We start from the raw sequence: 21,340 nt of genomic DNA on the forward strand, positions 1-21,340 counted from the left end.
CCAATGCAAACCAAGGGCAAATATTTCTTCACCTCCGAGTCCGTGACCGAAGGCCATCCCGACAAAGTGGCGGACCAGATCTCCGACGCCGTCCTGGACACCCTGCTGGCCCAGGACCCCAACGCCCATGTGGCCTGCGAGACCCTGGTGACCACCGGCATGGCGGTCATCGCCGGCGAGATCACCACCACGGGCTATGCCGACCTGCCCCACGTGGTGCGCGAGACCATCCGCGAGATCGGCTACACCAGCTCCGACATGGGCTTCGACGCCGACACCTGCGCCGTGATCTCCTCCATCGACCACCAGTCCCCCGACATCGCCCAGGGCGTGCTGCGCGCCGCTCCCGAAGACCAGGGCGCCGGTGACCAGGGCATGATGTTCGGCTTTGCCTGCAACGAGACCCCCACCCTCATGCCCGCCCCCATCTTCTGGGCCCACCAGCTCTCCCAGCAGCTGACCAAGGTGCGCAAGGACGGCACCGTGCCCTTCTTCCGTCCTGACGGCAAGACCCAGGTCTCCTTCGAATACCTGGACGGCAAGCCCGTGCGCATCAACAACGTGGTGGTCTCCACCCAGCACGCCGCTTCCGCCTCCCAGGCCGACATCATCGAAGCCGTGAAGAAGCACGTGATCCGCCCCGTGCTGGAGCCCTCCGGCTACTTCGATGAAAAGGACTGCGAGATCTTCATCAACACCACCGGCCGTTTCGTGGTGGGCGGTCCCATGGGCGACTGCGGCCTCACCGGCCGCAAGATCATCCAGGACACCTACGGCGGCAGCGGCCATCACGGCGGCGGCGCCTTCTCCGGCAAGGACCCCTCCAAGGTGGACCGTTCCGGCGCCTACATGGGCCGCTACATCGCCAAGAACGTGGTGGCCGCCGGTCTGGCCCCGGTGTGCGAAGTCCAGATCGCCTACTGCATCGGCGTGGCCGATCCGGTGAGCGTGCTGGTCTCCTCCCAGGGCACCAGCGAGATCCCCGACGAAGTGCTGACCAAGGCCGTGCGTGAAGTCTTCGACATGCGCCCCTACTTCATCACCAAGCGTCTGGACCTCAAGCGTCCCATCTACTCCAAGACCTCCTGCTACGGCCACTTCGGCCGCGAGCTGCCCGAGTTCACCTGGGAAAAGACCGACGCCGTGGCCGACCTGCGCACCGCCGCCAAGGTCTAGTCCGCACGACTGATCCTGTTGAAGGCCGGGGCTTTCCCCGGCCTTTTTCGTATCCGCCGCCCGGCTCCCGCCCTCCCCGCGGACGGCCATTCCTGCGGGCGGCCGCCGCGATGACCGCAAAGGAGAGGGAACGGCCCCTCCCCGGCATCCTCGCCACCGACAGCAGGCACCGGCGTTTGCGGGCTCCCCTGCCGATCCTCCTGCAGGTCCGGGATGGGTCAGACCTCGTACCGGCTCCGCCTTCGGCCGCTGCCATGCCGCAGGGCACCCGCCCCGGCCAGGATACCGGGCTCCCCCCGGGCGCTCGCGTCCGGCCTGCAACTTGCAAGCCCTGTGCGGATTAAGTACATTGAGCGATTACGGATGCCGTGACATCCGCCGCCGCGCCCGGCGCGCGGCACAGCCACTGACCCGCAAGACCGGCGGGGCCCGCGGGCCTGCCGCCATCCCATCCACCTTTCCGCGTGCCGAGGCATCATGAACCCGCAAACCTACACGGCCCCGCAGGAACAGCAGGAGGCGCCGGCCTCCTTTGCCGCCATCCTGCCCCTGCTGCTCTTTTTGCTCATCTTCATCGGTACGGGCGTCAGCCTGAGCCTGGCCGGTGTGGACATGGCCTTCTACCAGCTCTCCGCCACGGTGGCCATCCTGCCCGCCATCGCCCTGGCCCTGATTCAGGGCCGGGCCCGCCTGTCCAAAAAGATCACCATCTTCCTCACCGGTGTGGGCGAGATCAACATCATCACCATGTGCATGATCTACCTGCTGGCGGGCGGTTTTGCCGCCACGGCCACGGCCATCGGCAGCGTGAATGCCACGGTGAACTTCGGCCTTTCGCTGGTGCCGCCGGCCTTCATCCTGCCCGGCCTGTTCCTCATCGGCGCCTTCGTGTCCACGGCCATGGGCACCAGCATGGGCACCGTGGCCGCCATCACGCCCATCGCCCTGGGCGTGGCCGCCCAGACCAGCATCGAAGTGCCCGTGCTCATGGGCGTGGTGCTGGGCGGGGCCATGTTCGGCGACAACCTGTCCATGATCTCGGACACCACCATCGCCGCCACCCGCACCCAGGGCTGCGAGATGGGCGACAAGTTCCGCATGAACTTCCTCATCGTCCTGCCCGCCGCCCTGCTCACCGTGGCCCTGCTCTGGTTCTCGGCCTCGGGCGGTACCGAAGTGACCCTGCACGACTTCGAGCTGATCCGCGTCCTGCCCTACATCGCCGTGCTGGTGCTGGCCCTGACCGGGCTCAACGCCTTCATCGTCCTGGCCACGGGCATTCTGCTCAGCGGTCTGGTAGGCCTGTTCTGCGGCATCCCCGGCGCGGACGGCCAGATCGTGCCCTACAGCCTGCTCCGCTGGGGGCAGGACATCTACAAGGGCTTCACCGGCATGAACGAGATCATGGTCCTGTCCATGCTCATCGGCGGCCTGGGCGAGCTCATCCGCTACCACGGCGGCATCGCCTGGCTGCTGGCCCGCGTGGACGGCCTGGCCCGCCGCCTGGCCGGGAAAAGCGGCGGCAAGGGCTCCTCGCGGGTGGGGGAATCCTGCATCGCCCTGCTGGCCAGCCTGGCCGACATCTGCACGGCCAACAACACCGTGGCCATCATCCTCACCGGCGGCCTGGCCCGCGAGATCGCCCTCAAGAACGGCATCGACCCGCGCCGCAGCGCCAGCCTTCTGGACATCTTTTCCTGCGTCTTCCAGGGCCTGATCCCCTGGGCCGCCCAGCTGCTGCTGGCCGGTTCCCTGGCCAAGATCTCGCCGCTGGAGATCACCATCAACAACTGGTACTGCATGCTGCTGGCCGTGGCCGGCATCCTGGCCATCATCCTGGGCCTGCCCCGCATCAAGGCCCGCAGCACGGAGGCGTGATATGGCAGGCAATTCCTTTGGGCGCATCCTGCGCCTCACCTCGTACGGCGAATCCCATGGGCCCGGTCTGGGCGGCGTGCTGGACGGCTGCCCCGCAGGCCTGCCCCTGAGCGAGGAAGACCTGCAGCGCGAGCTGGACCTGCGCAAGCCCGGACAGGGCGCCACGGCCACCAAACGCAAGGAATCCGATACCGTCCGCATCCTTTCCGGCGTGTTCCAGGGCCTGACCACCGGCACGCCCATCGCTTTCCACATCGCCAACGAGGACCAGCGCTCCCGCGATTACGGCAACCTGGCCCAGGTCTTCCGGCCCGGGCACGCGGACTGGGGCTTTTTCAAAAAGTTCCACGGCATCCGCGACTACCGCGGCGGCGGCCGCTCCTCCGGGCGCGAGACCGTGGCCCGTGTGGCGGCCGGGGCCATCGCCAAAAAGCTGCTGGCCACACGCGGCATCCGGATCGTGGCCGGGGCCGTGGAGCTGGGCGGCATCGCCGTTCCCCCCGAAGCGTGCGATCCGGACGCGGCCCTGAGCCGTCCCTTCTTCGCCGCCGCCGACAGCGTGGTCCCGCTCTGGGAAGAGCGCGTCGCCGCGGCCCGTGCCGCCGGGGACACCCTGGGCGGCGTGGTGCAGGTGGTGGCCCGCAACGTGCCCGCCGGTCTGGGCGAGCCCTGCTTCGACAAGCTGGACGCCCGGCTGGCCTACGCCCTTATGGGCGTGGGCGCGGTCAAGGCCGTGGAAGTGGGCGAGGGCTTTGCCGCCGCGCGCCTCACCGGCTCGCAGAACAACGATCCCATGCTGCCCGGCGGCCGCTTTGCCAGCAACCATGCGGGCGGCATCCTGGGCGGCATCTCCAGCGGCCAGGACATCGTGCTGCGCGTGGGCGTCAAACCCATCGCCTCCATCGCGCAGGAACAGCAGACCATCGACGTCCACGACCAGCCCGCCAGCGTGCTCATCGGCGGCCGTCACGACCTGGCGGCCATCCCGCGCATCGTGCCCGTGCTCACGGCCATGACCGCCCTGGTGCTGGCCGACGCCCTGCTGCTGCAGGAGCGCATGGCCGTCCTGCCCGTGCCCGACGGCGTGGACTGGTTTTAGCAGTGTTTGTTGAGGGGGAAGGGGCCCTTTTTCCTGCGGTAAAAAGGTCTCCCTTCCCCTCGAACTCCCCCATCCCTCCAAAAACCGCTCTCCTGGTCTGCCATGTCTGACGATCTTCCCCTGCTGCGCGATCCCGATGCCGTGGAGCTCACCGGCACGCTGGAACGTGTGGTCTTCCACAACGAAGAGAACGGCTATACCGTGCTGCGCCTGCTGCCCGACAGGGCCCTGCCCGTGGAGGCCAAGGTCAAGGGCGCGCCCAGCCGCACGGTGAGCCGCGATCCCGTGACCTGCGTGGGCCACATGGTCAACCCGCAGGTGGGCGTCCAGTTGCAGGTCAGCGGCCGCTGGGTCAACAACGCGCGTTTCGGCCGCCAGCTGGCCTTCGACATGGCCGAGGAGATGCTGCCCGCCACCAGCGAGGGCATCCGCCTGTACCTGGCCTCGGGTCTCATCAAGGGCGTGGGCGAGGAGATGGCCGGGCGCATCGTGGCGGCCTTCGGCACGGACACCATCCGCGTGCTGGACGAAGAGCCCGAACGCCTGCTCAAGATCAAGGGCGTGGGCAAGAAGAGTTTCGAGAAGATCAAGGAAAGCTGGGCCGAGCACCGGGGCATCCGCGACCTGCTGCTCTTTTTGCAGCCCCACGGCATCACGCCCGCCTATGCCGTGCGCATCTACCGCGCCTACGGCGGCGAGGCCCTCAACGTGGTGCGCGAGAACCCCTACCGTCTGGCCATGGACATCCGGGGCATCGGCTTCGTGACGGCCGATGCCGCGGCCCGCAAGCTGGGCTTTGCCGAGGATCATCCCCTGCGCATCCAGGCGGGGCTGCTCTATGTGCTGCAAAAGGCCACGGACGACGGCAACGTCTTCCTTCCCGAGGAGGAATTGCTGGATCAGGCCTGCCAGCAGCTGGCCGTGGACCGCGACCTGGCCCGGCAGGCCGTGCTGGCCCTGGAGCAGGAAGAGCGCGTGGTGCGCGAGAGTCTGGACGAGCTGCCCGGGCGCCTGCCCGCTGTCTTCCGCGAGGACGGCGAGGAGGCGGAAGCGCCGGAAGTGGCCGTCTACCTGCGCCGCTACCATCATTACGAATCCAAGACAGCCTTCTATCTGCACCGACTGCTGCACTCGCCCAAGGCCGTGCGCTTTGCCGAGCCCGACGCCCTGGTGGAAAAGGTCACGGAGTCCCTGTCCATCAGCCTGGCCCCGGAACAGCTGGAGGCCGTGCGCACCGCGGCGCGCAGCAAGGTCATGGTGCTCACCGGCGGCCCCGGCACGGGCAAGACCACCATCATCAACGCCATCATCCGCCTGTTCGCCGAGGTCAAGGCCAAGATCCTGCTGGCCGCGCCCACGGGCCGCGCCGCCAAGCGCATGAGCGAGACCTCGGGCCGCGAGGCCCGCACCATCCACCGCCTGCTGGAATACAGCCCGCAGGAGGACGGCTTTGCCCGCAACGAGGACAACCCGCTGGCCTGCGGCCTGCTGGTGGTGGACGAGGCCTCCATGATGGACACCCTGCTCTTCTACCACCTGCTCAAGGCCGTGCCCATGGGCGCGACCGTGGTGCTGGTGGGCGACGTGCACCAGCTGCCCTCCGTGGGGCCGGGCAACGTGCTGGCCGACATCATCGCCTCCGGGGCGGTGCCCGTGGTGGAGCTGACCGAGATCTTCCGCCAGTCGGCGGAAAGCGAGATCATCTGCAACGCCCACCTCATCAACAAGGGGCAGGTGCCCTCGCTGGAATCCAGCAAGGACAGGCTCTCGGATTTCTATTTCATCCACCAGAACGACCCGGAACGCGCCGCCGACATGGTGGTGGATCTGGTGCGCAACCACATCCCGCGCCGCTTCGGCCTGGACCCGGTCAACGACATCCAGGTGCTCACGCCCATGCACAAGGGCGCCGTGGGCGCGGCGCAGCTCAATCTGCGCCTGCAGGCCAGCCTCAACCCCAACGGGCTGGAAGTGCGGCGCGGCGAACGCAGCTTCCGCCTGCACGACAAGGTCATGCAGATCCGCAACAACTACGACAAGGACGTCTTCAACGGCGACGTGGGCCGCATCGTCTTTCTGGACGGCAAGGAGCGGACCCTGAGCGTGCGCTACGACGACCGCGTGGTGCCCTATGACTTCGAGGAGCTGGACGAACTGACGCCCGCCTACGCCATCTCCATCCACAAATCGCAGGGCTCGGAATACCCTGCCGTGGTCATCCCGCTGATGATGCAGCATTACGTGCTGCTGCAGCGCAACCTGGTCTATACCGGCGTCACGCGCGGCAAAAAGCTGGTGGTGCTGGTGGGCGAGAGCCGCGCCCTGCACATGGCCGTCAAGAACAACAAGACCCGCACCCGCCACACCCGCCTTGCCCTGCGTCTGCAACCGTTGACATAGCCCGCCATCCGGTTTAGGAGGCAATAATCCTTATCTGCAAAGTAAGGAATTTCGCCACTCCTGCGCCGGATGACCGGCCGGATCAAAGGTACTGCATGACGCCAAAAAATTATGACCTGACCTTCCACTATTTCAGGGCCTTCGCCATCGTCTCCGTCATGCTCACCCACATGTGGGTGGGCCCCGTCCTCGCGGGCAGCGAGGACGCCGCCAAGCTCCAGGACAGCCTGCGGCTGTGTCTTTTCCACTCCGCCACCATCTACTTCGTCTTCATCTCCGGCTATCTGTTCGACTTCGTGAACCGCAGGAAAGGCCAGTTCTCCCCCCTGCGCTTCTACAAGTCCAAGATCGTCAACGTCTTCTGTCCCTACTTCATCCTGTCGCTGCTCCTGCTGGCCGCGGGCTGGATCTCCCACCACTGGTTCGGCTACGACATCCCCTTCATCAACGACGGCACGCCCGTGGCCTCCCTGTGGGACGTCCTGCGCTGTCTGGCCTACGGGTCGGCCAGTCTGGTGCCCTACTGGTACATCCCCTTCATCATGACCGTGTTCAGCGTCGGGCCGCTCATCTTCCACATGCCCACCGGGCTGCTGCAAAAGATCCTGCTCCCGGCCTCCGTCCTGCCCCTGATGGTGCCGCGCCTGCTGGTCTCGCCCTTGCGCAACCTCTGCTTCTTCGTGCCCATCTTCCTCATGGGCGTGTACTGCGCCCGCAACCGTGACGCCTGTATGGCCTTCATCCGCCGCCACCTCAGCGCCATCCGCGTGACGGCCGTGCTGACCTCCCTGCTCATCGTGGCCGACCATTACTTCGGCAGCTTCATGCCCAACATCGAAGGGGCCTACTATGTGCAGAAACTCTGTATCGGCTCCTGGGTGCTGGAACTGCTGGAAGGCATGGACAGGGAAGTACTGGCCCTGGACTTCCTGGCCCGCTACAGCTTCCCGCTCTTCTTCCTGCACGCCATCTTCCAGGGCATCTTCCAGACGCCCCTGTTCCAGGTGCTCGGCGCCGCGCTGCCCGGACAGGTCTTCACCATCGCCAACCTCACCGTGACCGTGGAGATAGCCCTTTGCATCCTCTGCATCCTGGGCATCAAGAAGATCATGGGCAAACGCTCGCGCTATCTCATCGGCGGCTAGGCCAAAGGAAAGCCTGCCGCGGACTCAGTACTGACAGTGCTGGAGGATGCCGCCGGCAATGACTGACGGGACCGGGGCCGCCGGAAAGGCGGTCCCGGTCTTTTTTTCGGCAGGGAACACGCTGGCGAGGCACAAAAAAAGGGGGACATGGTCCCCCATCGATGTTTCGTGTCACGCCGGTCGCCTGTTGTGGAGCTGTCACCGCATCCCTGCGGCGGGCTCATGCCGGGTTTCTCCTTTCCTGAAGCGGGGAAGGAGCCGTGGAAAGCCGCCCGCCCGGACAGCGCCTTCCGGGTGGTGCAGGGCCCGTCCCCGTTTGCGCGAAGTCCCGGCAGACGGCAGCGGAGCAAAGGACTCCCTCCCCTTCAAAAACACGCCCCGCCCAAGGGAAAAAAATACAAAATCAACAAGTTATTTCAATTAGATAGACAACATCCGAACATATCTCCAGTGAAGGGCCTGCCGCAGGTCCAGCGCTCATCTGAAAAAGCGCGCCGGGGAAAGGATGGGGGCGTGGGGGAATAAGCCCCTTGCGCACGGGCGACGACCGGAGGCGGCTGCAGACCTTAGCCGTGAGCGACGAAGGCGCTTTACGGGCATCGGCAGCAGCGATGAGGGCTTTTCCCTTCCCCCAGCAAATGCGGCGAGCGTTCTCCCTAGCAGGCCTGGGCCCAGCCCGCCGGGAACACGTCCAGCGGCATGGGGCGGCACAGGTCGCAGGCAGGCTGCAACCAGTGCAGGACCACACGACCTTTGCGCCGCAAACGCAGGGGCGGCAGGCACAGCAGCCCGGCCCTGTCTGCCAGGGCGTTGAGCTCGTCCACCGTATGCCCGGCCGGTGCGGGGCGGCCGTTTTCCCGTCCATCCGCGCACACCAGCACGCACTGGCCGCCGGGACGCAGCAGACGCCGGATCTCGCGCAGGCAGGCGGACAGATCGCCTGCCCAGAACGCGGGCTCGAACGCGGTGATGACGTGGAACATCTCCGCCGGGAACGGCAGGGCGGGGAACGCGCCCCGGCAAATGCGGACCCTGCCCCGGGCCACGTCATGGCGGTTGCGCACCGTGGCGGCCGATACCGCCGCAGCGGTGGCGGCCACGCCGTAGACGGCCCCCGAATACAGGGCAAGCTGGGCCAGGGCACGGCCGCCACCGCCCAGATCGAGGACCACGTCGCGCACCCGCAGCCGCAGGGAACGCACGACCTCCCGCTGCACGGCAGCCTGCCCGTTCTGCTTCAGGTACAGGGTAAAACGCCCCCAGACGTCCCCGGGGCGGATGATATGCTGCCAGATATCCATGCTTTGCTCCTTGTATGCGGCCGCCCTCCAGAAAAAACTTGCCTTGCATGCCCTTCCCGTATATCTTAATTGAAAATGAAATTCAATTTATTTAAAAGGACCCCTGCATGAGACCCAGCCACGTCTGTGAGGCATTGCATCATCTGGTGCGCATCCGGCAACCCGTGTTCCTCTGGGGGCCGCCCGGTGTAGGCAAAAGCCGGCTGGTGGCCGACGTGGCCCGCCGCCAGGGCCGCAAGCTCTACGACCTGCGCGCCGTGCTGCTGGACCCGGTGGACCTGCGCGGACTGCCCCGCATCAGCGATGAGGGCATCACCTCCTGGTGCGTGCCGGAATTCCTGCCCCATCCGCAGGACACGGAGGAAGGCATCCTCTTCCTGGACGAACTCAACGCCGCGCCTCCTCTGGTACAGGCCGCCTGCTACCAGCTCATCCTCGACCGGCGCGTGGGCCAGTACCGCCTGCCCGACGGCTGGGCCGTGGTGGCCGCGGGCAACCGCGAGAGCGACCGGGCCGTGACCTACCGCATGCCTTCGGCCCTGGCCAACCGCATGGTGCATCTGGATGTGGAATGCCATATCGACGACTGGCTGGACTGGGCCCGTGACAACGGCATCCGCGAGGAGATCCAGGCCTTTTTGCGCTTCCGGCCGCGCCTGCTGCATGATTTCGATCCCCGTTCGTCGGACAGGGCCTTCGCCTCGCCGCGCTCCTGGGAGTTCGCCTCCCGCATCCTCGATGCCGCCCCGGACGGCCCGCTGGAAGAAGAGCTGCTGGCCGGGACCATAGGTCAGGCGGCCGCGGCGGAACTGAGCGGCTTTTTGCGGGAATGGCGCCACCTGCCCAGTGTGGAGAGCGTCCTCAGCGATCCCGAAGAAGCCCCCGTACCTGCCGACCCGGCCTCCCTTTACGCCCTGTGCGAGGCCCTGGCCCTGCGCACCGCGCCCGCCACCATGGAAGCCCTGGCCGCCTATGCCGGACGCCTGCCCGCCGAGTTCGGCGTGCTGCTCATGCGCGATGCCGTCCGGCAGGATCCCGCCGTGGTGGAAAGCGAGCCCTTTGCCCGCTGGGCCCACGACAATGCCGAGGTCCTGATGTGAACAGGGACGATCTTCCTGCCCTGCCCCGTGCACCCCTCTCCCGGGGCGTGCGTGTCCCCTCCTCCGTCAGCCGCCGGGTTCCCCCCCCGCGGCCAAAGACACCCGCTCCACACCAGACGCCGCGGTATGCCCGCCTTCCCCGGAAACGCCCGGGACGACACGGCAGGATCCCCGGCCGGAGCGCCCGTCCGCGTCACAGGGCATGCGCCACAGCCCTGCGGCGGACGTTCCGGCCCCCCCTCTGGAGCAGCGCGCCCTCACAGCCATGATCCGGGCACGGGCGGACCTGGTGCTCCGGCAGCCCTTTTTCGGCTCCCTGGCCCTGCATCTGGCCCTGAAGCCGGACAGCACCTGCCGCCACCTCTGGACCGACGGCCGCACGCTGGGCTTCAATCCTGTCTGGGCGGCCACCCTGCCCCACGAGCGGCTGGTGGGGGCCCAGGCCCACGAAGTCATGCATCTGGCCTGCGCCCATCATGTCCGGCGCAACGGACGCGATGCCCGGATCTGGAACGAGGCCTGCGACGTGGTGGTGGACGCCCTGCTGCTCGGTGCCGGCTTTCGGCTGCCGCAGGGCCATCTGGAACATCCCGAATATGCGGGACTCAGCGTGGACGAGGTCTACAGCCGTCTCGCCTCCCTGCAGGACACGCCCCTGCACGGCGGCGCGCAACAGCAGGCCGCCGGACGCAGCCCCCGGGAAAAGGGCTCCGACCAGCAGAGACATGACGGCCGGGAGCGGCAGGACGCCCCCGCGGCCGCGCCCTCCCGTGCAGGAGAGACTGACGAGGCAGCCGCCCCGGAAGCCGCGGGCACCGCCCGCCCTGCCGGGGACAAGCCGGAAAGGGAGCAGCCTGTCCCGTATTTTTCCGGTGAGGTCCGTGACCATCCCCTGCTGGAAGACGGCCAGGGAGACGCGCACCGCAAGGCGGAACAGGAGGCCGAGCTGCGTCTGGAGCAGGCCCTGCAACGGGCGCGGCACATGGGCCGCGAGCCCGCGGGCTTCAGCCGCCTGTTGCGCGGCGGCCGCCACGATGGCGGCACGGACTGGCGCGGCCTGTTGCGCCGCTTTCTGGAGAACTGCGCCCTCAACGACTACACCTGGAGCGCGCCCAACCGGCGTTACCTGCATCACGGCATCTACCTGCCCGGACGGCAGGAGCAGCGTATCCCGCAGCTGGCCGTGGCCGTGGACTGTTCGGGCTCGGTGGACGATGCCGCCCTTTCCCTGTTCTGCGAGGAGCTGTCGTCCATCCTCGCCGCCTACGAGACGGAGCTGGTGGTCATCTTCCACGACAGCCGCGTGCAGGCCGTGCAGACCTTCCGGCGGCAGGACCTGCCCCTGCATCTGGCCCCCGTGGGCGGCGGCGGTACGGACTTCAGGCCCGTGGGCCGCTGGCTGGACGACAACGGCCTGCGCCCGGCCTGCCTGCTCTGGTTCACGGATCTGGAATGTTCGTCCTTTCCCGACGAGCCCGCCTGCCCCCTGCTCTGGGCCGTCTGGGGACAGGGAGGGGAACAGCCCCCCTTCGGCGAGCTGCTGCGCCTGCCCGCCGGAGCCTGACCATCAAGGAGCCTGTATGCGGATCACTTGGAAAATAGAAAAAAAGCGCGGCAACCTGCGCCCCGTCCTGACCTATACCGTCACCCTGGAAGACTTCGAACGCCAGCTGGCCACGCCGCCGCTGAGCATCACCTCGCTCATCCCCGAACCGCCGGAATCCTGGCAGGAACACTGCTGGCCCGGGCAGCACGAACGGGCCGGACAGGACGATGCAGGCGAGCGGCCCTGCTACCAGCTCTCCATCCCGTCCCACAAGGGACGGCACGGCAGCCAGAGCCTGCGCCTGCCCTGGCGTGAGGACAACAGCTATCCCGAAGTGGAGGCCTCCTTCCGCCTGCTGCGCGAAGCCTTTGCCAGCGAACTGGAACGGGCCGGGGCCAGCCGCCCCATGCATGAGGAAAACAGCCTGGAGCTGGGCGGTACGGCCCTGCGCTCCGTGGCTCCGGCCATCCTCGGCCAGCGTTTCCTGGAAGCCGTGGGCAAGGCCTAGGCCTGTCCGGGATCTTTCTTCTTTTGCCCTTCCTCCAGCCTGCCTGCCGGATCGCGATGCTCCCGGATCACCGGACAGCTTGCGCTCCGGCAGGAAATCATGGAACAATCCGCCATCGCGAACCATGAAGCCGCAGGACATGACATGGCCAGGAACAAGGAAGGCAAGCAGCCCCTGTGCCCGCTCGAATACGGGCTGGACATCTTCAACGGGAAATGGAAGACCCGCATCATCTGTCTGCTGGGTGCCAGCGGCACCTTGCGCTACAAGGAGATCAGGGACAACCTCGACGGCCTGACGGACGCCGTGCTTGCCGCCACCCTCAGGGACATGGTGAACGACCGGATCGTAGACAGGCGCCAGTACAACGAGATCCCGCCGCGCGTCGAATACTCCCTGAGCGAAAAGGGCGCCTCCGCCCACAAGATACTGCGCAGCATCTGCTGCTGGGCCGTGCGTTACTGCCCCCTGCCGGAAGAATCCCTGCCCCCCTGCAAAAAGGTCGGGGGCTGCCCTCTGTAAAAAAACAGGGGCGGTCTCTCGCCCCTTTCCGCATCTGCCCGTTTCCGGGCTTCTTCTAAAAGATGTATTCGTTCTCCCGCCGGGCCTTCAGGCGCCGGCTGAAATCCCGCGCAAAATCGAGGTAGCTTTCCACATCCATGTGCTTGGCCCCCGCAGGGCAGCTGCGGATGCAGCGGAAGCAGGAAAGGCAGCGCGTGCCGTCGATGCTGCGATGGTCGGCCGCGATGGCCTGCACAGGGCACAGGGAGGCGCACAGGCCGCAGTCCGTACAGGCCTCGGAGGTCAGCGGCACGAAACCCACGCCCCTGCCCTCTCCCCGGTACGGACGCTGCCCCTTGATGGCCAGCGCCACGGGGGAGGCAAGATCGCCCTGCCTGGCTGCCAGCAGCTGCTGCACGAAGCGGCGGTTCTCGGCGGCATCCCCGGCATCGGGACGCCCCACCTGGATCTCCCCGAAGGTATGCTGCCCCACCAGCGCCGCCGCGCCCTGGACGATGAAGCCCTGACGCTGCACGATGTCCTGCAGTTCCAGCAGGGAATCGTCATAGTCACGGTTGCCGTAGGTGATGCTGATGATGCAGGGGGTCCGGTGGCCGTGCACCTGCTCCAGACGCCCGGCGGCCACTTCCGGTACCCTGCCGTTATAGCAGGGCACCGAGAACACGACGACGTCCCCGGGACCGAAATCCCCGGCAACGGCGCCACAGGTGATGTCCAGCTCGGCAAAACCTTCAGGAGCCAGGGCCGCGGCAAGGCTGAGCGCGGAGCGCTTGCTGCCGCCGGTGGGAGAAAAATACAGGGCTGTGACGTTCACGGATGTCTCCTTTGCATGATTTTGCGGCAGCATAGCCCGTAACCACGGCATCCCCCAACAAAATCAGCCGGCCATGAGCCACTATGCTCCGGCAAAGCGACCCCGGAACAACGTCCCCGCCCTGCGGCAGGACGGCCTGAGCCCTGTCGGCTCAAGTCCTCACAGCGCGTCCCCGGCCGCAGCGTCTTCGGTGAGCATGTCGCGCAGGCGGCGTGCGGCCAGGCTCAGGGTATGGCCGTCGTATTCCAGCAGGCTGATGCTGCGCGACGGCAGCTCCTCCGCGAGCCGCAGGGCGAACACCTCCCCGGCGGCCAGGGCCTCTCTGGCGGCCACTTCCGGCAAAAAACCGATGCCCAGGCCGTGCCGGGCCAGATCCAGCACCAGCCCCGTAGTGTCCGGCTCCATGGCCGGGGCAAAGTCCACGCCCCGCGTCTTGCACATGCTCTCCAGGAATTCGAAAGTGAGGCTGCCCTGCTTGTGACAGATGAAGGGGTGCCGCATCACCTCATCCAGGGGCACGTCCCTGCCGCGCAGCTGCCCGAAGGCCGACGAAGCCACGAAGACGTCTCGCAGCGGGCACAGGCGCGTCTCCTTCAGGGCCCGGAAACCGCCGCCGGGCACGGCGGCCACGGCAAAATCGATGGCCCCGGACTTGAGTTCATCGATGGCCTGCCGGGACGTACCGCCGAACAGCCGGAGCCGCACCCCCGGATACAGGGCATGGAAGCGGTCCAGCCGCGGCAGCAGCCAGTGGCGCAGGGCCGTCTCGCTGGCCCCCAGGGCGATGCTGCCCGATTGCAGGCCCACGGCCTGCTCCAGCTCTTCCCGGCCCCGGCGGAACTGCTCGCAGCCCGCCTCCACATGGGCGTAGAACATGCGGCCTTCGGGCGTGAGCTCCACGCCGCGCCGGTTGCGGATGAACAGACGGCAGCCCAGCTCGCGCTCCAGGGCCGCCATGGAGCGCGATACCGCGGGCTGGCTGGTGAACAGCATGGCCGCCGCCCGGCTGAAATTGCGGCAGCGCGCCACCTGGTAGAATATCCGGCAAAGCTCCCAGTTCAGCTCCATGCGCTCTCCTGTTATGCATTTTTGATATATCTACGATATCAACTAAGCATTTTACCGTATCAGGGCCCCTTGCTATAGGCAAGCGCAGCACTTCTCCAGCAACAGATTTCCAACCAGGGACCTTGAACGATGAACCGCGGATACATTTTCATCTTTCTTGCCACCGTGTTCTTCAGCTCCATGGAAGTGGCCCTGAAGACCGTGGCCCATGATTTCAACCCCATGCAGCTCAACTGCACCCGCTTCCTCGTGGGTGGCCTGCTGCTCATCCCCTTTGCCCTGCGCGGCCTGCGCCAGCACGGGGCACGGGTCACCGCCGCCGCATGGAAAGGCTTTGCCTGGCTCGGCTTCGTGGGCCTGGTGGTGAGCATGATGTTCTACCAGATGTCCATCCTTTACGCCCCGGCCTCGGTGGTCAGCGTGCTGTTCAGCTGCAACCCCGTGCTGGTGCTGGCCTTCGCCTATCTCATCCTGCGCGCCGACATCCGGCCCCAGCACATCACCGCCCTGGTCATGGAAGTGGCGGCCGCCCTCATCATCATCGATCCGCTGCACACCACGCTCGATCCCGTGGGCATCACGCTGGTGCTGCTCTCGGCCGCCACCTTCGCCCTTTATGCCGTGCTGGGCAAAAAGCAGTGCACCCAGTACTCCGGCGTGGCCGTCACCTGCTTCAGCTGCCTGGCCGCCAGCGCCGAGATGATCGTCCTCATGCTCATCAGCCACATCCCCGCCGTGGCCGATGCCCTGCAGGCCGCCGGTCTGCCCATGTTCGCCGCCATGCCCTTCTTCAGCGGCTACACCACGGGCAACCTCCTCAACGTGCTCTATATCTGCGTTTTCGTCACCGCGGGCGGCTATGCCTGCTACTTCATGGGCATGGAAGCCACCTCCGCCATGCAGGGCTCGCTGGTCTTCTTCTTCAAGCCCGTGCTGGCGCCCATCCTGGCCATGCTGATCCTTGGCGAGGAGATCCCCTGGAACATGTGGGCCGGTATCGGCCTCATGCTCGTGGCCTCCGAGGTCTCCATGATCCCCACCTGGGAAACGCTCCTGTCCGTGCGCCCCTTCATCATCGACCGCATCCTTCACCGCCGGCATTGATCCGGCGGGGGCGCCCCTCCTCCGTCCCCCGCCGGTATCCGGCCCGGATAAAACCGGGCATAAAAAAAGGACGCTGTACAGCGTCCTTTTTTTCATACTTGCCCGGCCGGCCGCCGGCAGCTTTCTTTCCTGGTATTCATCAACTCCAGCCGGCGACCACGGCAAGCCCTGTCCTGGGACAGGAAAAGAGGATCAGACGGCTGGGGCTCAGGCCCGGCCTTCCTGCCGTTCACGCCAGCGCACGATGTCCGCCACGGCCAGCAGGGGCAGGTCGTTGGCACGGGCAAAGTCCGCCACCTGCGGCAGACGCGCCATGGTGCCGTCATCATTGGTCAGCTCGCACAGCACACCGCAGGGCGGCAGGCCCGCCAGGGACATCAGGTCCACAGTGGCCTCGGTATGGCCGCGCCGTTCCAGAACGCCGCCGGGACGGGCCCGCAGCGGGAACACATGGCCGGGATGGCGCAGGTCCTCGGGACGCGCGCCCTCGGCCACGGCGGCCTTGACGGTGGTCACCCTGTCGGCGGCGGAAACGCCGGTGGTCACCCCCTCGGCGGCCTCGATGGAGATGGTGAAAGCGGTCTGCTGGGTATTGGTGTTGTGGGCCACCATGGGCGGCAGGCCCAGGCGGGTGGCGCGCTCGTCGGTAAGGCACAGGCACACGATGCCGCTGCAATGGCGGATGAGGCGGGCCATCTGCGCATCGGTCAGGCTGTGGGCGGGATAGATGAGGTCGCCTTCGTTCTCGCGATCCTCGTCGTCCACCACCAGGACGCCCCTGCCCGCACGCACGGATGCCAGAGCGCGTTCCATACGCGTTTCCCAATCACCAAAAGAAGCCAGGATATCGGGGGACTGATGCATCATCGTCTCCTTGATCGGCCCGGACGGGCCGGAAGATGTGCATCAGGGCACGGCTGCCGTGCGCGCTGCGGGGCGGCCGCCAAGACCGTCCTTTTTTGCGCCCCACACGGCAGAAAAACGAACCGTTCTCTTTCATCCGGACTGTTACCGTCGGCTCCGGGATCTCACCGGTATCTGCTGACCCGCACCACGTTGCATGGTACGGCGCTCGCGGGCTCATGCGGAAAACCGCCATCACCGCCGGTGGGGACTTGCACCCCGCCCTGAGAATGGAGCCACCATACGCCCGCCTCCCACGTTTGGCAATCCCCGGCCATAAAAACCGGAAACCTCCCAGACTGCCGGGAACAGGCCAAAACGTATGGTCGAAGCGCATGGGGCTACCTTTCCCCGTTTTTGGAAAAGTTTTCCACAGCATGTTGACAACTAGCCGTCCTACCTTACTTCTATGTCAACAAGGAAAAATATCAGGAGGCATTGAAATGAGCCTTATCCGTGTATATCCCCAGCATTGGTTCTCTCCCCGCAACGCCCAGCAGCCCGAACAGAGCTTCCAGCCCCTGGACCGCCTGCATCACGATATCGACCGTCTGTTCAATGGTTTCTTCACGCCCGGCTGGCCGACCAGCCTGATGGACAAGCCGCAGGCCGACATCCGTCCCAGCCTGGACATCCACAGCGACGACAAGGCCTACACCATCCACATGGAAGTGCCCGGTGTGGACCCCGATGAGGTCAAGGTCGAAGTCCGTGACGGCATGCTGACCGTTGAAGGTGAAAAGAAGATGGAAAGCTGCGCCGCCCCTGCCGCCGAAGGCGAAAAGGCGGAAGCCAAGGAACCCGTCTGCCATGTGCAGGAACGTGTCTACGGCTCCTTCTGCCGCCAGATCGGCCTGGCTGAAGATGCTGATGTGGAAAACATCAGCGCCAGCCACAAGAACGGTGTGCTGACCATCGTCATCCCCCGCAAACAGCCTGAAGCCCCCGCCGCCCGTTCCATCACGGTGCAGAAACAGTAATCCCCCCTCTTGAAGGACCCTCCTCCGACTCCCACTCCTCGGGGAGCCGGACCGCCCGCAACGGGCGGACTCCACGGCCTGCCGCGCACGCGGCAGGCCGCTTTTTTTATGCGCGACCGGACAGCGGCCGCGTGTCCCGTCTTTCCCCGCCCTGCTGCGCACCCGGACACCCCCGCCGAAGGTAAGGACTGCACGACGCCCTGCGGCACGCCCGGCTTCGGGCAAAGCGCTTCGGCCCTTTCCGCCTTCCGGTCCATACAAAAGCCTGCGCGACCCCGATCCCGCAACATACGGCTCCCGGCGGACCGCCTGCCCCACGACCGGCACTGCAAGTATCCCCCCCTTCCCCCGCTGCATCCCGGCCCCTCCACAGGACAGGGATGCCCGCTTTCCCGGCGGGCCCGGCGTTTTCCGCAGCACGGGCACGAAAAAAGGCGGCATCCCGCGCAGGGACACCGCCTTGTCAGATTCGCTGTTCGGCTGTGGACTACTTCTTGCCCGCAGGCTCGATGACTTCCACGCCGTCCATGTAGGGCACCAGGGCCTTGGGCAGCACGATGCTGCCGTCCTTCTGCTGGCCGTTCTCCAGGATGGCGGCCATGGCGCGGCCGGTGGGCAGGCCGGAACCGTTGAGGGTGTGGCAGTAGGTGCTCTTGCCGCCCTTGGGCTTGAAGCGGATGTCCGCACGGCGGGCCTGGAAATCGATGCAGTTGGAGCAGGAGGAGATCTCGCGGTAGGTGTTCTGGGCAGGCAGCCAGACTTCCAGGTCGTAGGTCTTGGCGGAACCGAAGCCCATGTCGCCCGTGCACAGGGTGATGACGCGGTAGGGCAGCTCCAGCTTTTCCAGCAGGGTGCGGGCATGGCCCACCATGATCTCCAGCTGGTTGAAGCTGTCGTCAGGATGGGCAAAACGCACCATCTCCACCTTGGTGAACTGGTGCAGGCGGATCAGACCGCGCGTGTCCTTGCCGGCGGCACCGGCTTCGGAACGGAAGCAGGGCGTGGCGGCGCAGTAGGCGCGGGGCAGGTCGGCCTCGTCCAGCACCTCACCGGCGTGGATGTTGGTCAGGGGCACCTCGGCGGTGGGGATGAGGTAGTAGTCCCAGGCGGGCATCTTGAAGAGGTCTTCCTCGAACTTGGGCAGCTGGCCCGTGCCGGTCATGGTGGCGCGGTTGACCATGAAGGGAGGACAGACTTCGATGTAGTCCTCGTGCTTCACATGCTGGTCCAGGAAGAAGTTGACCAGGGCGCGGTCCAGACGGGCGGCCCAGCCCATGTACAGGGCAAAGCGGCTGCCGGCCAGACGGGTGGCGCGCTCGAAATCCAGAGCGGCGCCGCCCAGCTCCCAGTGCTGACGGATATCGAAATCGAACTGGCGCGGCGTGCCCCAGCGGAGCACTTCCACGTTCTCGGTCTCGTCCTTGCCCACGGGCACGCTGGCGTCCGGGATGTTGGGCACACCCATGAGCCAGTTTTCCACAGCGGCCTTGGCTTCGGCGGTCTGCACGTCCAGGGCCTTGATGCGGGCCGACAGGGCGCCCAGTTCTTCCATCATGTGGGAGGCGTCCCCGCCTTCACGCTTGATCTGGGCCACCTGACGGGAGGCGGCGTTCTGCTGCTGTTTCAGGCTTTCCACTTCGGCCAGCAACGCACGACGGCGGCCGTCCAGTTCGAGGAACTCATCCACTTTCAGCGGCGACTGCCGGTCGGCCAGGGCCTTGGCCAGCACTTCGGGCTGTTTTTGCACCAGTTTGAGGTCGATCATAAAAACTCCTGCATAGCATGCGCAATGTGGAGGCCACGCTACCACGAGCCCCCAGACCTTGCAAGACAAGGGCATTGCGTATATAAAAAGTCTCAAAACTTTTTAAAACATCTATCCTGCGAGACCTTGCCATGAAATCCGCCCGTATCACACGCCTTCTTTTCCTTTCGCTGGCGCTCATGCTGGCCATGTTCCTGACTGCCTGCGGTCCCAGCAATACCGTGCGCCTGCTTTCGCCCGCGCCTGCGGTCAATCCCGTGCTGCCCGCTCCCAATGCGCCGCGCGTGACCGTGGTGCCCTTCACCGATAACCGTCAGGACACCACCAACCTCGGCGTGCGCCGTGACGGCAGCGCCTTCGTGGCCAGCGACGACCTGGCCCAGTGGGTGAGCCGCGGCCTGGCCGACGAGCTGCGCCGCCAGGGCGTGCAGGTCTCCTACGCCATGGACGAGAACCAGGCCCGCAGCGGCAACCCCGACTATATCGTCACCGGTACCGTGGAACAGGCCTGGCTGCGTGAAGTCTCCGCCACCGAACTGGCCACCTCCATGCGCGCCACCTACCGTCTGGCGCCCCGCAGCGGCCGCGTGGTCAAGGAGACCCTCAACTCCAGCCAGAACCGCAGCGGCATCCCCACCGGCGGCGCCGCGGAAGAGATCATGCTCAACAGCATGCGCGAGCTGGTGCAGCCCATGGCCCGCAAGATCAAGGCCATCGTGGACGGCAAGTAGACAGGATATCTCAGGGGCTCCCGAAAGGGAGCCCTTCGCTTTCCGGGGCCCCGCCGCAAGCGGGGCCTTTCTTTTTTGGGACACTTGCCCCAAAATGAGACCTCGCCCCGGCCGCCGGACGCGCCGCGCCCCTGCTGTCCTCCTGCCGCAACCCCTTTCCCCGGAGCCTGCTGTGCGCGATCCCCTGGTCAAGGCCTACGGCCATGTCTACCCTGTGACGCCCGCCCTGTACGCGGCGCTGGAATCGGCCCTGCACGATGCCCTCAACGACGACGAGGACGTGCCCCTGCTCTGTCAGGAAGGCGATATGGCCCGCATCTCCATGGAAGGTTCCTACTTTCCCGAAGACGAGGTGGTGGAGGCCTTCCGCGCCCATCTGACACCGGACATGCAGGGCAAGCTGGACGTGCTCGACATGGACGGCTGGCGCCTGACCCGGCATGTGTTCACCGGCGGGCAGGTCAAAAGCAGCAGCGCGCCCCTCAACAATGTTCTGGACTATTCCGGCCATTGATGCCGGAGCCTCGCCCTTTTTCCACATTTTCCCCAAGGAGCCCGCATGGATATCGCCTCCTTCATCCGCCACGTCCCCGACTACCCCAAGCCCGGTATCCTGTTCTACGACATCACGCCCCTGCTGGCCTCGCCCGAAGCCTTCGGGGACGTCATCGAACGGATGGCCGATGCGGCCCGTCCCCTGCGGCCCACCCGCATCGTGGCCGCCGAAGCGCGGGGCTTCCTGTTCGCGGCGCCGCTGGCCCAACGTCTGGGCGTGGGCCTGGCCCCGGTGCGTAAGCCCGGCAAGCTGCCCTGTGAAGCCTTCGAGGCCAGCTATGACCTGGAATACGGCTCCAATACCCTGTGTCTGCACAAGGATGCCCTGACGCCGGAGGATCGCGTCCTCATCGTGGACGACATCCTGGCCACCGGCGGCACCCTGGATGCCATGATCCGTCTGGTGGGCCAGAGCGGCGCCACCGTGGCGGGCTGCTGCATGCTCATGGAACAGGATGCCCTGGGCGGCCGCAAGGTGCTGGGCGACATCCCCCTGTCCGTGCTGCTGCACGTGTAGTCTGGAGCTTTGCCTTTTGTGACGGTGCAACTGTCGATGCCATAAGGCTTTTATTTTGAGGGGAGAACCCCTCGCCTAGCGCGAGAGGGGTTCCCCCCTCAAGCTCCCCCTTCCCCAGCGCGCTTTATGCAACGGCCAGTCCCTCCTGCTTTTGCAGGAGGGACTGGCCGTTTCACATGGAACAGGAAGATATGCACGGGAAAGGATACAATGTCATGGGAGATGGAG

19 protein-coding genes and 1 riboswitch are annotated in these 21,340 nt (G+C 66.2%); of the genes, 14 read left to right on the top strand and 5 right to left on the bottom strand.

Annotated features, from left to right (window positions below):
- The first annotated feature begins 3 nt into the window (after positions 1–3).
- The 5 genes from metK to ACQRAG_RS06560 all read left to right on the top strand — a co-directional run bounded on the left by metK (position 4) and on the right by ACQRAG_RS06560 (position 7,698).
- Positions 4–1,176: a methionine adenosyltransferase gene (metK, locus tag ACQRAG_RS06540; RefSeq protein ID WP_168935341.1), complete on the top strand. Its 1,173-nt coding sequence runs from the start codon at positions 4–6 to the stop codon at positions 1,174–1,176.
- Between the two features lie 477 nt (positions 1,177–1,653).
- A complete protein-coding gene (locus ACQRAG_RS06545) occupies positions 1,654–3,054 on the top strand; it encodes a Na+/H+ antiporter NhaC family protein (protein WP_418237055.1) in 1,401 nt (466 codons plus the stop codon).
- A 1-nt stretch (position 3,055) separates the two neighbouring features.
- Positions 3,056–4,153 (top strand): chorismate synthase, encoded by a 1,098-nt coding sequence (gene aroC / locus ACQRAG_RS06550; RefSeq protein WP_168935339.1) that lies wholly within the window; start codon positions 3,056–3,058, stop codon positions 4,151–4,153.
- 102 nt (positions 4,154–4,255) lie between these two features.
- Entirely contained in the window at positions 4,256–6,553 is a 2,298-nt protein-coding gene (gene recD2 / locus ACQRAG_RS06555; protein WP_204625848.1) for an SF1B family DNA helicase RecD2, read from the top strand.
- A gap of 95 nt (positions 6,554–6,648) precedes the next feature.
- Positions 6,649–7,698 carry an acyltransferase family protein gene (locus ACQRAG_RS06560; protein ID WP_427803809.1) on the top strand — a complete coding sequence of 350 codons (1,050 nt, stop codon included), beginning with the start codon at positions 6,649–6,651 and terminating at the stop codon, positions 7,696–7,698.
- A 656-nt stretch (positions 7,699–8,354) separates the two neighbouring features.
- Here the strand turns inward: ACQRAG_RS06560 and ACQRAG_RS06565 are convergent.
- A complete protein-coding gene (locus tag ACQRAG_RS06565; RefSeq protein WP_304044830.1) occupies positions 8,355–8,999 on the bottom strand; it encodes a class I SAM-dependent methyltransferase in 645 nt (214 codons plus the stop codon).
- Between the two features lie 107 nt (positions 9,000–9,106).
- On the opposite strand from ACQRAG_RS06565, the gene ACQRAG_RS06570 reads away from it, so the two are divergent.
- From ACQRAG_RS06570 to ACQRAG_RS06585, 4 genes are all read left to right on the top strand, one after another.
- Positions 9,107–10,099 carry an ATP-binding protein gene (locus ACQRAG_RS06570; protein ID WP_427803810.1) on the top strand — a complete coding sequence of 331 codons (993 nt, stop codon included), beginning with the start codon at positions 9,107–9,109 and terminating at the stop codon, positions 10,097–10,099.
- Between the two features lie 265 nt (positions 10,100–10,364).
- Positions 10,365–11,663 carry a vWA domain-containing protein gene (locus tag ACQRAG_RS06575; protein ID WP_427805290.1) on the top strand — a complete coding sequence of 433 codons (1,299 nt, stop codon included), beginning with the start codon at positions 10,365–10,367 and terminating at the stop codon, positions 11,661–11,663.
- A gap of 16 nt (positions 11,664–11,679) precedes the next feature.
- A complete protein-coding gene (locus ACQRAG_RS06580; RefSeq protein ID WP_168935333.1) occupies positions 11,680–12,153 on the top strand; it encodes a hypothetical protein in 474 nt (157 codons plus the stop codon).
- A 99-nt stretch (positions 12,154–12,252) separates the two neighbouring features.
- Entirely contained in the window at positions 12,253–12,675 is a 423-nt protein-coding gene (locus tag ACQRAG_RS06585; protein ID WP_205906038.1) for a winged helix-turn-helix transcriptional regulator, read from the top strand.
- 55 nt (positions 12,676–12,730) lie between these two features.
- Here the strand turns inward: ACQRAG_RS06585 and ACQRAG_RS06590 are convergent, their stop codons facing one another.
- Entirely contained in the window at positions 12,731–13,489 is a 759-nt protein-coding gene (locus ACQRAG_RS06590) for a 4Fe-4S dicluster domain-containing protein (RefSeq protein WP_168935332.1), read from the bottom strand.
- A 159-nt stretch (positions 13,490–13,648) separates the two neighbouring features.
- On the bottom strand, positions 13,649–14,557 hold the full coding sequence (locus ACQRAG_RS06595) for a LysR family transcriptional regulator (RefSeq protein ID WP_168935331.1): 909 nt from the start codon (positions 14,555–14,557) through the stop codon (positions 13,649–13,651).
- Positions 14,558–14,686: 129 nt separating this feature from the next.
- Here ACQRAG_RS06595 and ACQRAG_RS06600 point away from each other — a divergent pair, with 129 nt between their 5' ends.
- Positions 14,687–15,661, top strand: a complete 975-nt coding sequence (locus ACQRAG_RS06600) for a DMT family transporter (protein WP_289615902.1) — start codon at positions 14,687–14,689, stop codon at positions 15,659–15,661.
- Between the two features lie 207 nt (positions 15,662–15,868).
- On the opposite strand, the gene ribB is transcribed toward ACQRAG_RS06600, so the two are convergent.
- Positions 15,869–16,525 carry a 3,4-dihydroxy-2-butanone-4-phosphate synthase gene (gene ribB / locus ACQRAG_RS06605; RefSeq protein WP_168935351.1) on the bottom strand — a complete coding sequence of 219 codons (657 nt, stop codon included), beginning with the start codon at positions 16,523–16,525 and terminating at the stop codon, positions 15,869–15,871.
- A 120-nt stretch (positions 16,526–16,645) separates the two neighbouring features.
- Positions 16,646–16,800: riboswitch (FMN riboswitch) on the bottom strand.
- Positions 16,801–17,007: 207 nt separating this feature from the next.
- On the opposite strand from ribB, the gene ACQRAG_RS06610 reads away from it, so the two are divergent.
- Positions 17,008–17,544, top strand: coding sequence for an Hsp20/alpha crystallin family protein (locus ACQRAG_RS06610; RefSeq protein ID WP_006006980.1), 537 nt, complete (start codon positions 17,008–17,010; stop codon positions 17,542–17,544).
- A 487-nt stretch (positions 17,545–18,031) separates the two neighbouring features.
- Here the strand turns inward: ACQRAG_RS06610 and serS are convergent, their stop codons facing one another.
- Positions 18,032–19,309 (bottom strand): serine--tRNA ligase, encoded by a 1,278-nt coding sequence (serS, locus tag ACQRAG_RS06615; protein ID WP_168935329.1) that lies wholly within the window; start codon positions 19,307–19,309, stop codon positions 18,032–18,034.
- Positions 19,310–19,440: 131 nt separating this feature from the next.
- Here serS and ACQRAG_RS06620 point away from each other — a divergent pair, with 131 nt between their 5' ends.
- From ACQRAG_RS06620 to ACQRAG_RS06630, 3 genes are all read left to right on the top strand, one after another.
- Positions 19,441–20,040, top strand: coding sequence for a hypothetical protein (locus tag ACQRAG_RS06620; protein ID WP_204625854.1), 600 nt, complete (start codon positions 19,441–19,443; stop codon positions 20,038–20,040).
- A gap of 172 nt (positions 20,041–20,212) precedes the next feature.
- Positions 20,213–20,554 (top strand): hypothetical protein, encoded by a 342-nt coding sequence (locus ACQRAG_RS06625; RefSeq protein ID WP_168935327.1) that lies wholly within the window; start codon positions 20,213–20,215, stop codon positions 20,552–20,554.
- Between the two features lie 45 nt (positions 20,555–20,599).
- Positions 20,600–21,112 (top strand): adenine phosphoribosyltransferase, encoded by a 513-nt coding sequence (locus tag ACQRAG_RS06630; protein WP_168935326.1) that lies wholly within the window; start codon positions 20,600–20,602, stop codon positions 21,110–21,112.
- Positions 21,113–21,340: the final 228 nt, after the last annotated feature.

The sequence above is a fragment of the Desulfovibrio sp. SGI.230 genome (genome assembly GCF_050313065.1).
Lineage (GTDB): Bacteria > Desulfobacterota > Desulfovibrionia > Desulfovibrionales > Desulfovibrionaceae > Desulfovibrio.